16 protein-coding genes are annotated in these 15,471 nt (G+C 29.5%); 4 read left to right on the plus strand and 12 right to left on the minus strand.

The features are described from left to right. Positions 1-275: 275 nt before the first annotated feature. From L1S33_RS12400 to L1S33_RS12430, 7 genes are all read right to left on the minus strand, one after another. On the minus strand, positions 276-1,025 hold the full coding sequence (locus L1S33_RS12400; protein ID WP_240562575.1) for a DUF4294 domain-containing protein: 750 nt from the start codon (positions 1,023-1,025) through the stop codon (positions 276-278). Between the two features lie 127 nt (positions 1,026-1,152). Then, the gene (lgt, locus tag L1S33_RS12405; RefSeq protein WP_240562576.1) at positions 1,153-1,983 is read right to left on the minus strand and encodes a prolipoprotein diacylglyceryl transferase; all 831 of its coding nucleotides are present in this window, start codon (positions 1,981-1,983) and stop codon (positions 1,153-1,155) included. 152 nt (positions 1,984-2,135) lie between these two features. Further along, positions 2,136-2,378, minus strand: coding sequence for a membrane protein insertion efficiency factor YidD (gene yidD, locus L1S33_RS12410; protein WP_240562577.1), 243 nt, complete (start codon positions 2,376-2,378; stop codon positions 2,136-2,138). Between the two features lie 123 nt (positions 2,379-2,501). Then, positions 2,502-3,980 (minus strand): cysteine--tRNA ligase, encoded by a 1,479-nt coding sequence (gene cysS / locus L1S33_RS12415; protein WP_240562578.1) that lies wholly within the window; start codon positions 3,978-3,980, stop codon positions 2,502-2,504. Positions 3,981-4,078: 98 nt separating this feature from the next. Then, a complete protein-coding gene (locus L1S33_RS12420) occupies positions 4,079-5,545 on the minus strand; it encodes a hypothetical protein (protein WP_240562579.1) in 1,467 nt (488 codons plus the stop codon). Continuing rightward, on the minus strand, positions 5,526-6,071 hold the full coding sequence (locus L1S33_RS12425) for a DUF3379 domain-containing protein (RefSeq protein ID WP_240562580.1): 546 nt from the start codon (positions 6,069-6,071) through the stop codon (positions 5,526-5,528). The genes L1S33_RS12420 and L1S33_RS12425 overlap by 20 nt, the downstream gene beginning before the upstream one ends. Continuing rightward, entirely contained in the window at positions 6,064-6,513 is a 450-nt protein-coding gene (locus L1S33_RS12430; RefSeq protein WP_394801775.1) for an RNA polymerase sigma factor, read from the minus strand. The genes L1S33_RS12425 and L1S33_RS12430 overlap by 8 nt, the downstream gene beginning before the upstream one ends. A gap of 186 nt (positions 6,514-6,699) precedes the next feature. Between L1S33_RS12430 and meaB the strand changes: the two genes are divergently transcribed. Beyond that, complete coding sequence (gene meaB / locus L1S33_RS12435) at positions 6,700-7,770, plus strand: methylmalonyl Co-A mutase-associated GTPase MeaB (protein WP_240552490.1); 1,071 nt, start codon at positions 6,700-6,702, stop codon at positions 7,768-7,770. Continuing rightward, positions 7,767-9,452, plus strand: a complete 1,686-nt coding sequence (locus L1S33_RS12440; RefSeq protein WP_240562582.1) for an ArnT family glycosyltransferase — start codon at positions 7,767-7,769, stop codon at positions 9,450-9,452. Before meaB ends, L1S33_RS12440 begins: the two co-directional genes overlap by 4 nt. On the opposite strand, the gene L1S33_RS12445 is transcribed toward L1S33_RS12440, so the two are convergent. Genes L1S33_RS12445 through L1S33_RS12465 form a run of 5 tightly spaced genes read right to left on the minus strand, consistent with a single transcriptional unit; the run spans position 9,444 to position 13,338 of the window. Then, complete coding sequence (locus L1S33_RS12445; RefSeq protein ID WP_240562583.1) at positions 9,444-10,016, minus strand: phosphatase PAP2 family protein; 573 nt, start codon at positions 10,014-10,016, stop codon at positions 9,444-9,446. The two genes, L1S33_RS12440 and L1S33_RS12445, sit on opposite strands and share 9 nt — an antisense overlap. 4 nt (positions 10,017-10,020) lie before the next feature. Next, positions 10,021-11,058: a peptidylprolyl isomerase gene (locus tag L1S33_RS12450; protein ID WP_240562584.1), complete on the minus strand. Its 1,038-nt coding sequence runs from the start codon at positions 11,056-11,058 to the stop codon at positions 10,021-10,023. 4 nt (positions 11,059-11,062) lie between these two features. Beyond that, positions 11,063-11,788, minus strand: a complete 726-nt coding sequence (locus L1S33_RS12455) for an FKBP-type peptidyl-prolyl cis-trans isomerase (protein ID WP_240562585.1) — start codon at positions 11,786-11,788, stop codon at positions 11,063-11,065. Between the two features lies 1 nt (position 11,789). Further along, positions 11,790-12,320: a gliding motility-associated peptidyl-prolyl isomerase GldI gene (gldI, locus tag L1S33_RS12460; protein WP_240562586.1), complete on the minus strand. Its 531-nt coding sequence runs from the start codon at positions 12,318-12,320 to the stop codon at positions 11,790-11,792. Beyond that, entirely contained in the window at positions 12,310-13,338 is a 1,029-nt protein-coding gene (locus tag L1S33_RS12465; protein ID WP_240562587.1) for a DHH family phosphoesterase, read from the minus strand. The genes gldI and L1S33_RS12465 overlap by 11 nt, the downstream gene beginning before the upstream one ends. 99 nt (positions 13,339-13,437) lie before the next feature. Between L1S33_RS12465 and L1S33_RS12470 the strand changes: the two genes are divergently transcribed. Together L1S33_RS12470 and L1S33_RS12475 are read left to right on the plus strand one after the other, a co-directional pair. Next, positions 13,438-13,857 carry a nucleoside-diphosphate kinase gene (locus tag L1S33_RS12470; RefSeq protein WP_072554671.1) on the plus strand — a complete coding sequence of 140 codons (420 nt, stop codon included), beginning with the start codon at positions 13,438-13,440 and terminating at the stop codon, positions 13,855-13,857. Between the two features lie 176 nt (positions 13,858-14,033). Then, complete coding sequence (locus tag L1S33_RS12475; RefSeq protein ID WP_240562588.1) at positions 14,034-15,470, plus strand: MBOAT family O-acyltransferase; 1,437 nt, start codon at positions 14,034-14,036, stop codon at positions 15,468-15,470. Position 15,471 lies beyond the last annotated feature (1 nt).

Here is a 15,471-nt window from a genome sequence, read left to right on the forward strand (position 1 = left end):
ATCTTTTTTTTACATACACTGATTAAGAGTGTTTTATATTTAAAGTTTTTTCATTTTTATATTAAAACTAAATCTACGCTACCATATAATGACATAGTTTTCTGAATGGTTAGATGGAAACCTTTTTCCCCTTAACAAAACAAACAACTACACTATTATATTATGTACTACTTCTTATTAATAGGCACGCGTTAGGGATTGAAGCGGCATCCTTTTTGCTTTTCGCAAAAATATATAGCAAAAAGCCCGACCCAAAGGGTAACGCACAAACGAAATTACTTGTTCTCTTTTTGTAACTTATTCTTCTTTGGCTTTTTTTTCTTCTTCTTCATCTTTGCAAACATCTTCTTGTATTCTTCGACATTTACTTCTCCTCTCTTCTTTGCAGCTATTTGAAAGAAATCGAAATTTAGTTTTGACGGCTGTGGTTTTAGTTTATCGTCCATAAAAGCTCGCTGCAAAACGTCTTCTATTAGATAGTCTTCATTATTAATTGCTGGTTGGTACTCTTTTTTTAAGGATAACTTGAAAAGATTTGCTGTAGTATTGTACCAAAATGCGCGCCAACCACTTCGGAGTTCTTTAATATTACTGAATGCTGTATTACCTGTTTGACGGTGGATTAATTTTATAAGTATGCGACCTTCTGTCCTGGTCATTTTTTTAATTTGATCCGTAAACTCTCCTTCTACATATTTTTGAATTCGTTTTGTATACTTACGTCGTTTACTTTTTGATTCGATTCTACTTAAACGTACATTTAAACTGTCTAATCTTTCTGATGCTAGTTTTGCATAAGGATAGGCTTTGAATACTTTTCGTTTGAACCAAAAGTAATAACGTGCATCTTCTCTATTTTTAAATTTATGTTTTGGAAGTAAGGTTATTTCATTAAGTTCTATCATTAATGAATCGCCATCTTTAATTAGAAAGTATTCTTCATTAAAATTAGGCAAACTGTCTTTTATTTGCGCTGAAAGAACCACCGTAAATAAGACTATATATATGTATAGGATTTTTTTCATCTTTTAGTTGATTGCAAAAAGAGTTCCAAAGTAAAGAAATACTTTAAATAAATATTTCTTTTAGATTCCTGTTTTCGCAGGAATGACAATTCTTCTGAAACCTCTAAACTAGAGGCACGTTTTTTAATTATGCTTTTTTTGTTTTTCTGAACATTAACCAAAATCCTATTAAAACTAATGGAATACTTAGTATTTGACCTGTATTAAGTGAGTTTAAAACCCAATCTTCTCTACCTTCTACTTGTGCTTCTTTTAAAAACTCTATAAAGAATCTTAAAGACCAAAGTACAACCATGAATAAGCCAAATAAGAATCCAGTTTGGTTTTTCTTATCTGTTTTCCAATATAAATACCACAATGCAAAGAATAGAATTAGGTAACTTATTGCTTCGTATAATTGTGTTGGGTGACGTGGAATAGTTTGTCCGTCTCCTTTAAATATTACTCCCCAATTACTATTTGTTGGTTTTCCGTAGATTTCTGAATTGAAGAAATTCCCCATTCTAATGAAAAAACCTGCCAAAGCAACCATAATTCCTAATCTATCTAAAATAAACAACCACGGCTTATTTAATTGCTTTTTTGCATAAAAGTACATTGCTAATGGAATTGCAATTGCAGCACCATGACTTGCAAAACCGGCATAACCAACAAACTTCCAAGATCCGTCTGCTAATTTTTTCATTGGTAAAATTATTTCTAATAAATGATTCTGATAATAGTCCCAACTATAAAAAAACACGTCTCCAAAACGCATACCTACTAACATAGATACAAATACGTACATAAAAAGTGAGTCTAGTTTTTCTACTGGTATTTTATCTTCAACGTAAATCTTTTTCATTAAGCGTAACCCTAATAAAAATGCTACTACAAACATTAAACTGTACCAACGGATTACAAAAAAACCTAAATCGATACCTATTGAAGGATCCCAAACTATTGATAAAAAATTCATATATTTTTATTAAAAATTACTTATTGAAAAATTAAAGGATTACTCTTTTTAGTTCTTCAATCTTTAAATTATTATTTTAATACTATTAAAAAGTTCATGATACAATTTTTTCTTGCTTCAAAAAATCACTCGAACGGACAAACTCTTAATATCTATTTTCTTTTCTCTTGTTTTTCTGGAACAGGATCGTAACCGCTTCCGCCCCAAGGATGACAACTAAATATTCTTTTTATTGCTAACCAGCCTCCACTTATTATACCATGTTTTTGCAATGCTTCTATTGTGTAATGAGAACATGTAGGACTATATCTACAAGTTGCTGGTGTAAATGGAGATATTGCCGTTTGATAAAAACGAACTAACAATATAAATGGATATGTTAGAATTTTCTTCAAATATTATTTATTGAAAAATTAATTATGAGATTTCTCAATCGTTCCTCTTTCGAAATGATAAACTTGTAACAAAAATTTTCTTTTATTGATGAGATTCTGAAACAAATTTAGAACAACAAAAATCTAATTTACAGAAAACGTTGTACCGTCTTTACCGTCTTTTAATTGAATTCCTAAATCCAACAACTTATCTCTAATTTCATCAGATAAAGCCCAGTCTTTATTTTCTCTGGCATCTTTCCTCATTTTAATTAGCATCTCTACTACTCCGCCTAATTTGTCAGAACTATTTTGCTCTGCTTCATTTTGTAAACCTAACACATCAAAAACAAAAGCGTTTAATGTAGTTTTTAACAATTCTAAATCTTCTGAAGTTAAACTAGATTTTCCATCTTTAATCTGATTGATTGCTTTTACAGCTTCAAACAGATTAGAAATTAACATTGGTGTATTAAAATCGTCATTCATTGCTGCGTAGCAATCTTTTCTCCAATTTTCTACATTAAATGTTGATGCATTTCCTGCTTCAATCTTATCTAAAAGACTTACTGCTTCCATTAATTTAGTATGTCCTTTTTCTGAAGCTACTAAAGCATCACCAGAAAAATCTAATATACTTCTATAATTAGCTTGCATGTTAAAGAAACGAACTACACTTGCAGAAAATGCTTTTGGTAAAATATCGTTTTCTCCTGTTAAAATTTCATCTGGAAGAATATAATTTCCAGTTGATTTTGCCATTTTTTGGCTATTTAACAACAACATGTTAGTGTGCATCCAATAATTTACGGGTTTTACACCGCTACATGTTTTAGACTGTGCAATTTCACACTCGTGATGGGGAAATTTTAAATCCATTCCGCCTCCATGAATATCAAATTGTTCTCCTAAATATTTTGTACTCATTACTGAACATTCTAAATGCCAACCAGGAAAACCATCTGACCAAGGTGAAGGCCAACGCATAATATGACGTTCGTCTGCTTTTTTCCAAAGTGCAAAATCTTGCGGATTTTTCTTGTCTGATTGTCCGTCTAAAGAACGTGTATTATGAATTAAGTCTTCTACTTTTCTTCCTGAAAGGATTCCGTAGTTTTCTTTTTTATTGTATTCTAAAACATCAAAATATACAGATCCATTTACTTCATAAGCAAAACCTTTTTTAATGATTTCTTTAATCATTTCTATCTGTTCTACAATATGACCTGTTGCTGTTGGCTCTATACTTGGCGGTAAAAAGTTGTATTTTTTTAAAACATCATGAAAATCTACAGTATAACGCTGTACAACTTCCATTGGTTCAATTTGTTCTAAACGTGCTTTTTTTGCAATTCTATCCTCTCCTTCATCTGCATCATTTTCTAAATGACCAGCATCTGTAATATTACGCACGTAGCGTACTTTATAACCTAAATGCAAAAAATAGCGAAAAGCGACATCAAAAAACATAAAAGTTCTTACGTTTCCTAAGTGCGCATTGCTATATACTGTTGGGCCGCAAACATACATGCCAACATAACCTTCTTCTACAGGTTTAAAAAGTTCTTTGCTTTTACTAAGCGAATTGTATATTTTAAGCTGATTTTCTTTGTATAATTCCATTTAAAAAAGTACTATTTACAAGATGTAAATATAGCTACTTTTAAAAGAATGGCGAAATGGAATTTGTTAGAAGTTTGATAAAAAAAGAGAAAGAATAATTACTTAATTACTAAGCTACTAAAACCTCCAAAAACATTTATGATATTATCTTTTGGGGCATTCTTTGTAATTGTATTTACTCTTTTATTATCTAATTTAATTTTGTTTGTCTGATATTTAAAATTAGTTTTAGTCTTTCCTAAATTCAAAATTGCTTCAGAATTCATTAGTGTAATATTAAATTCTCCAAAATTAGGTTGAAAATTATCTATTGTTAATTCTCCAAATTCATTTTTTAAAGAAACATTTTTATCTATATTTTCAATTATTAAACCAGATGAACTCGTATTTACTTTAGAATTAGTAACCGATGCAATTTTTGCATCGGTTACGTTGTTTAAAAATAAAGTACAAGCATTTAAATCTGCTATAGTTACTGGAGAATACGAAATATTCAACTTTCCTCCGTTTAAACCTTCAGAATTAAAAGTTCCATAACTTACTTTACCTGAAGTTTTTCCTTTAGGTAATTTAACTTTACTATGACGCGTATTTAAATCGAACGTAGCATCCTTTGGCACTTTTATGGTGATTTTCTTAGTGATTTTCACTTTTTTACCGTTGATTGTTATATCACCTGATTCATTTAAAAACATAAAATCTAATTTAGATTTCCTTAGAGACTTTTGTGCTTTTGCTAAAGCTTCTCTTATTTCTTTTGAATGTTTTTTCTGAGTTAAACGAGATTTTTCAATAGCTTCTCTTGCTTTTTTGTGAGCTTCTTTCCTTGACTTCTCAGCTATTTTTCTATGTTTTTCTCTAGTTTCTCTACTTTTAAGCATTGTTGCATGACTTTTCTTCATGGTCTCACGACTCTTCTTCATGCTTTCCTGGAACTTTTTATATTTTTTAGTTTTCTTAAAAGCTTCCCACTCTTTTTTAGATTTTATGGTTACATCATTTACGCCATCTTTCCATTGAAAAAAATAATCTCCACCATCTTTAGCATATTTATCAAAATCGAAATCAATTTCTTCTATACCTTTAAAAGCAAGCTCTAATTCTTCCTCTGGTAAAACTATTACTTCAAAATCTTCTGCTAATTCTGGTAGCATCATTATTTCTGGAAATTCTGGAATTTCTGGAATCTCAGGAATTACAATTGGAAAATTATGCTCATCTGTATTAAAATGCACAAAATTATTTCTCCCGAAAGAATGAAAACTGTTTGCATTCGCATTAATTACAACTTTACTCTTATTTCCTAAAGCTTCAAATTTCCAACTATCTAAATATTTTTCTGCTTCTTCTTTAGACAAACCTTCTACTTCTATTGTTGCTTCTACGGCAACTTTATTTTTGTTCCAAGTTTCTACATTAATATCTGCATTTGAAGCATTAATTTCTACAACTACATCTTTATTAGTAGTAAATTGTTCCGTAATTTTTTTATCAGACTTTTGTGCAAATACTGTAGCAACAAAAAGTAATAAAACTACACTAATATTAAACTGTTTGCGTTTCATTTTGATTTGTATTTTTAAGTTCATTTAATTGTTTTTGCAGACGTTTTAACAGCTGTAAACGCAGTTGCAGGTTTCCAATCAATGCATTGATTATATTGTCATTAATACCGTTTGTATTGAGCTCGTCGGTTAATGATTTGTATTCTTTGGTTAACTCACCTATTTTGGCAAAATAACCATCAAAAAGTTCTTTATTTTCTATTGTTAAATCTAACTGACTTAACTGTGTGTTTATACTATTTTTGTAATAGGTTTCTATGGTTTTTAATTCAGGTGAAACATTACCCAAGCTAATATAATCTGGCACATTTTTTACAGGAACATCTGTTGTGTTTTTAGATAAAAATGTAACTGACAATCCTATTAAGAGTACAATTGAAGCGGCTACATACAACCATTTAAAGGTTTTTTTCTTCGGATGTAACTCTTGCGTTAACCTCTTTTGAAATTTTGCTTCATGATTTACAGATAAATCAACATTTTCCTCCTGAAAATCTTCTAATATATTTCTTAAATCTTTACGCATAACTAATAATTTTTAACTGTTCTTGAAGTTGTTTTTTCCCCCTCATTAAATGTGTTCTTGAGGTAACTTCAGCAATATTTAAAATTTCTGAAATTTCGCTGTGGTCATAACCTTCTAATAAGTACAAAGTGAGCACAACACGATATTTCTCTTTTAAATTATTTATAGTTTCTATTATCATTTTTGTTGAAATTGCTTCCTCTACTTCCCAATTATCCTCTTCAATTATGGTAACTACTTCTTCATTTATAGTTACTAATTCTAATTTTTTCTTTTTTAACTCATCTATACTTTGGTTAATTACAATTCTTTTTAACCAAGCTCCAAAACTAACTTCTGCTTTATAAGAATGTAAATTCTTGAATGCTTTTATAAACGCATCTTGCATTACATCTTCCGCTAAAACACTATCTTTTACATAACGCTTTGCTACTAAAAACATAGCTTTGCTATATAAATTATACAATTGCATTTGCGCCTTCGCGTTATTACACTTGCATAAATCTATCAAATTTTGATGTAGTAGTTTAGTTGATTTCATCGATGATTTCTTACCTTATAGACGATACATTTTCGGCTATGTTGCATTTTGCATGATTTTTCTTTTTAAATTTACACAAATTATTTTATGACAGCTAAAAACAAATCTGCTTTAACAGAAAAAGATGGAGTTTCTCAACCAGAAACTACCAGTAAAAGTTCTGCTGAAAAAATAAAACTTCGTAGAAGCAAGCAAATTTCTACAGATGAGTTTGTTACAAATATTTTAGCTGGTAATATTACCTACTTAAGTCGTGCTATTACTTTGGTTGAAAGCACAAATGCAAATCACCAAAAACAAGCTACAGAAATTATTGAACGTTGTTTGCCACATGCAAATAAATCAATCCGAATTGGAATTACAGGTGTTCCTGGCGTTGGTAAAAGTACTTTTATAGAAGCTTTTGGTAAACATATAACTTCTTTAGGTAAAAAAGTTGCCGTTTTAGCGGTTGATCCAAGTAGTTCTGTAAATAAAGGAAGTATTTTAGGTGATAAAACGAGAATGGAACAATTAGTTACCGATAAAAATGCTTTTATAAGACCTTCTCCTTCTGGAGATTCTTTAGGTGGTGTTGCACAAAAAACTCGTGAAAGTATAATTTTATGTGAAGCTGCGGGTTTTGATACTATTATTATTGAAACAGTTGGTGTTGGGCAATCGGAAACTGCCGTACATTCTATGGTAGATTTCTTTTTACTACTGAAATTAGCTGGAGCTGGAGATGAATTGCAAGGTATTAAACGCGGAATTATAGAAATGGCAGACGCAATTGTTATTAATAAAGCTGATGGCGATAATGAAAAAAATGCCAAAATTGCGAAAGTTGCATTTACAAGAGCCCTACATTTATATCCACCAAAAGAAAGTGGTTGGTTGCCAAAAGTAGCAACTGCAAGTGCCTTAACAAATGATAATATTGACAAAGTGTTCTCATTGATTGCTGAATATTTTACCACAGTTACTACAAGTGGCTATTTTCAGCAAAAAAGAAACGAGCAAAACAAGTATTGGTTGTTAGAAACTATAAATTTGCAATTGAAAAATAATTTCTTTGGAAGAGATATTGTGAAAAACCAACTAGAAACAGCAATTAAAGATTTAGAAAATGGAAAAACTACGCCATTTAATGCCGCTAAAAAATTATTAGATTTATGATTAAGTTTTTAAAGAAACCTACTAACTTACTTTTTTCTACCTTATTATTATTGACAATTATAAATATTGTTCAGAGTTATACAACAGAACTACTTTCAGACGAAGCGTATTATTGGGTGTATAGTCAAAAATTAGATTTAGGTTATTTTGATCATCCGCCAATGGTAGCTTTATGGATTTATATTTCTAACCTATTTTTTGCAAATGGCGAATTAAGTGTGCGTTTTTTTGCCGCTTTTACCTTATCTGCAACCATATTTATCTGCTGGAAATTAATTGAACACCCAAAGAAAAAAGAATTTACTTGGCTTTTTTTGTTAATCGTTTTATCTACAACACTTTTTAATGTTTACGGTTTTATTACGGTTCCAGACACGCCTTTATTGTTTTTTATGGCACTTTTCTTATTGGGTTATAAAAAATACGTTGATAATAAATCTTCTTTAAGCTATTTTTTGATTTCTATTGGAATGGCAGGAATGCTTTACAGTAAATACCAAGCAATTTTGGTTATCCTTTTTGTGCTTTTTTCAAACTTAAAAATTTTAAAAGATGGTAAATTCTGGATTGCATCTTTAGGAAGCACTATATTATTTGCTCCTCATTTGTATTGGCAATTTATAAATGATTTTCCAACTTTTAGATATCACTTATACGAACGTACAGCTACATCTGTATATAATGTTGGAGATACTTTATTACATTTTGTAAATATAATTGCTATTATTGGTTTAACATTTCCAATAGTGTATTTAGCTTTTTATAAAAACCTAAAAAACAAAGAGTTATTCATCAAATCGTTAAATTATATAGTAATTGGTTTTATCGTTTTTTTCTTTTTAATGTCTTTTAAAGGACATGTACAAGCACAATGGATTGTTCCAATTTCTATTCCTTTAATAGTAATTACTTTTTATTACTTAATTGACAAAAAAGCAAAACGAAAAACGTTTATCTACTTAGCTTCAGCAACATTAATTTGCGTAGCATTTATTAGAATTGCGATGGCTAATGATGGTATTTTGCCTAAACAACAAGATATGCATGGCAATAAAGCGTGGGTTCAGAAACTTAAATCAGTAATAAAAGGAAAACAACCTATTTTTCTAGATTCTTATCAAAATGCTTCTGCTTATTGGTTTTATGCACAAGAACAACCTTTGGAATTTAATTCTTGGAATAGAAGAAAAAATCAATACGATTTATTAGAAAGCAATGCTTTCTCTGAAAATGAGAATATTGCTTTAATTGGTAATAAACAGATCAAAAACACTGCTGACACATCAATAATAAAAAGAAACAAAACAAAATTATATATAAAGTACCTTAGTAACTACAAAAATCACAAAGGATTAAAAATTACATTTAAAGATAATATTTCTTTAGCTGACTTAAACACTAAGACTTTAGACGTATTTGTAAAAAACCCTTATACTAATTTTGATGAAAATAATATAATTTATAAAGTTGTATTATTCGATAAAAAAAGTAAAGTAATAACAAACTTTCCTGCTGAAATTACATTTAATGAAGCTATAAATATTGGAAACAATAATGCTAAACTTTCTATAAAAACAAAAGAAACAACTATAGACACAGCTGTTTCTTTTATTCAAATTATTGGGCAAACACATAAAGATATGCCATCATTTCGTGTAAGTAAAATGGAGCCTTTAAACTAATTGCTCTTTAAAAATTCTCTTGTATAAATATTGAAGAAGTTTATAAAATACAAATCCCATTACAATACCAGTTACATAACCCGTAAAAACATCTAGCGGATAATGTACTCTTAAGTAAATTCTACTATAACCAAAAAGTAATGGAAATAAAACCATAAAGTAAATAGGTTTTACTTTTTTACCGAATAACAGTATTGTAAAAACCGTAAAAGTGGTTGATAAATGCGCATGGCCTGACCAAAAACTGTATCCGCCAGGTCTATAAGTAAATTGGCGTAAATATTCTTGTATTTCTGTAACATTACACGGCCTTACTCGTTGAAAAGTGTTTTTAATTAAGTTTGTAAATTGATCTGAAAAAGCAACCAAAACTGTTATAAATAACAGCATAAATATTCCTTTTTTTGTGCCGAATTTCCCAAAAACTAAACCTAAAATAATAACAAACAACGGAATCCAATTTAACTGATTGGTTATTGCCAACCAAAATGAATCCCATTGTTCGCTTCCTAAGTTATTTAAATAAATAAGTAACTCAGTATCTTTTTGTAAAAGTTTCTCCAACAAACTATTTACCTACTTTAATTAATTCTAAGTCGAAAACAATGTCAGATTTTGCAGGAAAAGGTCCATATAATTTTTCTCCATATCCTAAATAATACGGAATGAAAAGACGTTTTTTATCTCCTTCTCTCATTTCTAAAATTGCTTCAGTAACTCCACCAATCATTGGTTGTTTATCTAAAGTAAAACCAAAAGGCTCTTTACCTTCAGTTGACTGAATTAATTTACCGTTAGCTAAAGTAACTGTATAATGCATTGTTGCTGGTATTGCTCTATTAAATTTCTTACCAGTTCCTTTTTTCAGTTCTAAAATCTTTAAACCAGAAGTAGTTTTTATAGCCTTATCAATACCTCTCTCTTTTAAATAAGCCTCTTTTAGCTTTGCTAATTTTTCTTGATATTCTTTCGCTTTCGTTTCAACATTTGCTAATTCAGTTTTAAAAACTTCTGGAGCTTCAAACTTCTTTGCAAATTTCCCAACACGTATTATGTCAATAGTATTAATTACATCGTCTTTTCTAATAGAATCTACAACATCTAAACCTAATTCAACTTGACCAAAAACAGAATGTTTACGGTCTAACCAAGGTGTATCTTTATGGGTAATAAAAAATTGACTTGAGTTTGAATTTGGACCTCCATTTGCCATAGATAAAACTCCTTTTTTATCGTGCTTATAAATTAGATCTCCAATAGAATCACTTGGAAATTCATCTGCAAATTTATATCCTGCATTCCCTGTTCCATTACCTAAAGGATCTCCACCTTGTATCATAAAATTATTAATAACTCTATGAAATTTTAAGCCGTCATAAAACTTTTTACCTTTTAAAGAATCTGCTAAATTAGGATTATCACCTTCAGCAAGGGAAATAAAGTTTGCAACCGTCATTGGTACTTCTTCTCCGTATAACTTTAAAAGAATATCTCCTTTGTTTGTTTGAATATCAGCATACAATCCGTTTTCTAAATTTGGATATTTTGCTGCTTTACATGCTGAAAATAATACAGCAAAAACAAGAATTAATTTTAAATATTTCATCTAATTATTTTTTTACTTCTAACAATTCTACTTCAAAAATTAACGTAGAAAATGGCTTAATATCTTTTCCTCTAGCTTGTGCTTTATATGCTAACTCTTGTGGAATAAAGAACTTGTATTTTGCTCCAGTTTTCATTAGCTGTAAACCTTCAGAAAAACCTGCTACAAATTGGTTTGCCTTTAACTCATAAGGCTTATTTCTCTTATAAGAACTATCAAACTCTACTCCTTCAATATTTGTTCCTTTATAATGAACAGAAACTCCATCAGTTGCTTTTGGAGATTCTCCAGATCCTTCTTTAATAACGATGTATTGTAAACCACTTTCTGTAGTTTTTACACCCGCTTTATTTTTATTAGCTTCTAGAAATGCAACATTTTCTTTTTTATACTCACCAAATTCTTTTTCAGCTTTTTCAGCAGCCTTAGCTTGCTGTTCTTTCATTTTTTCTTGCTGCTGTTTTTGGAAATAAATATTTAATGTATTTCTGATGTCTTTATCTTCCATTAACAAATTTGTAGAATCTAATCCGTTAGTTAACCCTTGAAAGAAAACTTCTTTTTTAACTTCACTAAAGTTATTTTTAAATTGATTTGCCATGTTTAATCCCATAGCATAACTAACTGAATCTAATTCTGTTTCTAAAGAAGAAACTGTTTTAACTTGTTGACCACAAGATACAATTGATAATCCTAAAATGGCAACTGCCAAAAATTTACTTATTTTCATTTTACTTTGTTTTAATATCTATTAATGTTAGGGTACTTTTTATTGTTTGGTTTACTTTAATATTATTTCCATCACCGGCAATTCCAAAACCTCTATGAGACGGAATTACAAATGTAATAGTTTCACCTATTTTCATCAACTTTATTCCATCTTCTAGCGCCGGAATAAAATCTTCTTTATCTATTTTATAGGTTCTTTTTTGCTTCGGATATAATTCTTCTCCTTCTAAATCGGTTATAGTATATTCAATTGCTACAACATCTTCCGATTTTGGTTTAGGAGTATTTCCTTCTACTTTATTAATATATGTATACCAAAAACCTGTAGAAGAAGCTTTGTAAGTGTTTACAGTGTCTAGAGAAATATAATGCTCAATAAACTCGGTTTCTTTTTTAATTAACTGCTTATTTTTAGCAATTAATTCTTTATAAAAGTTTTTTGTAGTCTGCGTTTTTGGTCTTCTTGCTTCTGGTTCTTTACAAGAAAAAGCTAGAACAAAAAACAATAAAAAATAAAGTGTTTTATGCTTCATAAGAAGTTGCTAATTCTTGTTTATAGTTTTTTACCAAAGCTATAAACTTTTCTGCAGTTTCTTGCATATTGTCTAAGCTTCTTCCTCCTGCAGCGTTATCATGACCACCGCCATTATAATATTTTCTTGCAAATTGATTTACAGAAAACTTTCCTTTAGATCTAAAAGAAATTTTAATAATTCCTTGTTCTACATCTTCAATAAAAATGGCTGCAAGATTAATTCCTTTTACAGAAAGCGCATAATTTACAACGCCTTCAGTATCTCCTTTTTCAAAATTGAATTTATTTTTTTCTTCTTGTGTTAAGGTAATAAACGCAGTATGGCAATCTTCAACAATTTTTAAATTAGTTAAAGCTTGTCCTAATAACTGCAACCTTCCATAAGAATTTGCATCGTATACATTATTATGTATTCTGTCGTTTTTTGCTCCTTTATCTATTAAAGTTGCAATAATATTGTGCGTTTTACTTGTAGTTGATCTAAAACGAAACGAGCCTGTATCGGTCATTATTCCTGTGTAAATACAGGTTGCAATGTTTTCATCAATTAAATCAACATCATTATTCATTTCAATGAAGTTGTACACCATTTCGCAAGTTGAAGACATTGCTGTGTCTGAATACATATAAGCAAAATCATCTGGTTGTTGATGATGATCTATTAAAGCAAAATCATTTTTATACTTTTCTAGCGTATTTTTCATATCGTCTCCTACTCTATGCAACGCATTAAAGTCTAGTAGAAAGACAATATCTGATTTTTCTAAAGCCCTTACAGATTGCTTATTTTGGTGATCAAAACGTTTTACAGTATCTGAACCTGGTAACCAATGTAAAAAATCTGGATATTCGTTTGGCATTACAACGTTTGCTGTATGTCCTTTTTTATCTAAATAATGCTTTAAACCAAGGGTTGAACCAACTGCATCTCCATCAGGATTTCTGTGTCCAATTATTACAATATTCCTTGGCGAATTTAAATAAACCGTTAAGTCTTCAAAGTTTTTTAAAATCATAAGTGGCGAAGATACAATTTTATTAAAAAAATGTGTAATTTCGCGCCGATTTTGTGCGTAGCATTTAATCATATTTATTAACAATGAAATTATTTAGAAATGGCAACAAATAGAACTTTTACAATGATTAAACCTGATGGCGTAGAAAACGGACATACAGGTGCAATTTTAGACAAAATTAACGCTGCAGGTTTTAGAATCGTAGCATTAAAGAAAACACAAATGACTACAGCAGATGCTGAGGCTTTTTATGCTGTACATAATGAGCGTCCGTTTTTTGGTGAATTAGTTGAGTTTATGACTCGCGGACCAATTATTGCTGCAATCTTAGAAAAAGACAACGCTGTTGAAGATTTTAGAACTTTAATTGGTGCTACAAATCCTGCTGAAGCTGCTGAAGGAACAATTAGAAAAATGTATGCTACTTCTATTGGAGAAAACGCTGTACACGGTTCTGATTCTGATGAAAACGCTACTATTGAAGGAAACTTCCATTTTGCTGGTAGAGAGCAGTTCTAAGAACTCTTTTTCTTAAACAAAATATATTTGTAAAAAAACTCGTAACGTAAGTTGCGAGTTTTTTGTGTTTTAAATTTAGTTTTGATTCTTAACTCATTTTTAGGTAAATTCGCTAAACCTTATTATAAAAACAATAATTTTCAGCAACTTTAAAATAAATATTACAAGAGAAAATAATGTTATTTAACTCGATTGATTTTGCTATATTTTTACCAATTATATTTATTCTTTATTGGTTCATTAATAATAAAAATTTAAAATTACAAAACTCTTTAATTGTAGTAGCTAGTTATATCTTTTACGGTTGGTGGGATTGGCGTTTTTTATCATTAATTCTTTTCAGTACTATAATAGATTATTCGATTGGTATCAATTTAAAAAAGCAAGACAATCAGCTTAAAAGGAAAATACTGCTATACATAAGTGTTATTATAAACCTTGGATTTCTTGGTTTTTTCAAATACTATAATTTTTTTCTTGACAACTTTATTACTGCTTTTTCATTTTTTGGCTCAGAAATAAAAGCAAGTTCTCTAAATATAATTTTACCGGTTGGAATTAGTTTTTACACTTTTCAAACCTTAAGCTACACAATAGATGTATATAGAAGAAAACTAAATCCAACTAAAGACTTTATTGCTTTTGCTGCTTTTGTTAGTTTCTTTCCTCAATTAGTTGCTGGACCAATTGAAAGAGCAACAAATCTACTTCCTCAGTTTTATAAAAAAAGAGAATTTAACTACTCAAATGCAGTTGATGGAATGCAACAAATACTTTGGGGATTATTTAAAAAAATTGTTATTGCAGATAATTGTGCACATTATGCTAATTTAATCTTCAATAATTCACTTGACTATTCAGGAAGCACACTAATTATAGGAGCAATATTTTTTACGTTTCAAATTTATGGTGATTTTTCTGGGTACTCAGATATAGCAATTGGAACTTCTAGATTGTTTGGATTTAATTTAATGCAAAATTTTAACTTTCCATATTTCTCAAGAGATATCGCAGAATTTTGGAGACGCTGGCACATTTCACTATCAACTTGGTTTAGAGATTATCTATATATTCCATTAGGTGGAAGTCGAGGAAGTATATGGAATAAAATTAGAAATGTTTTTATAATTTTTATTGTAAGCGGATTTTGGCATGGTGCAAATTGGACATTTATAGTTTGGGGAGCTCTTAATGCTTTCTATTTTTTACCAATATTTCTAACAAACAATAACAGGAATAATATTGAAATTGTAGCACAAGGAAAAAAACTACCAAGCTTAAAAGAATTCATTTCTATTGTATTAACCTTTGGATTAACTGTATTTGCTTGGATTTTTTTTAGAGCAAACAACATAGAACATGCATTAAATTATATCAAAGGCATATTTTCAAATTCTCTCTTTTCAATTCCAGAAATTGCTCCTATTAATATCATTATAATATTACTAATTTTTGTAATTGCAGAATGGCTTGGAAGAAATAGACAATATGCAATAGAAGAAGTAAAAACCAAATTTAAACGTCCTTTAAGGTACACTATTTATTATGCAATAATAATTGCTATATTTTGGCTTGGTGGAAAAGAACAACAATTTATTTATTTTCAATTCTAAG

Source organism: Tenacibaculum aquimarinum (assembly GCF_022478115.1).
Lineage (GTDB): Bacteria > Bacteroidota > Bacteroidia > Flavobacteriales > Flavobacteriaceae > Polaribacter > Polaribacter aquimarinum_A.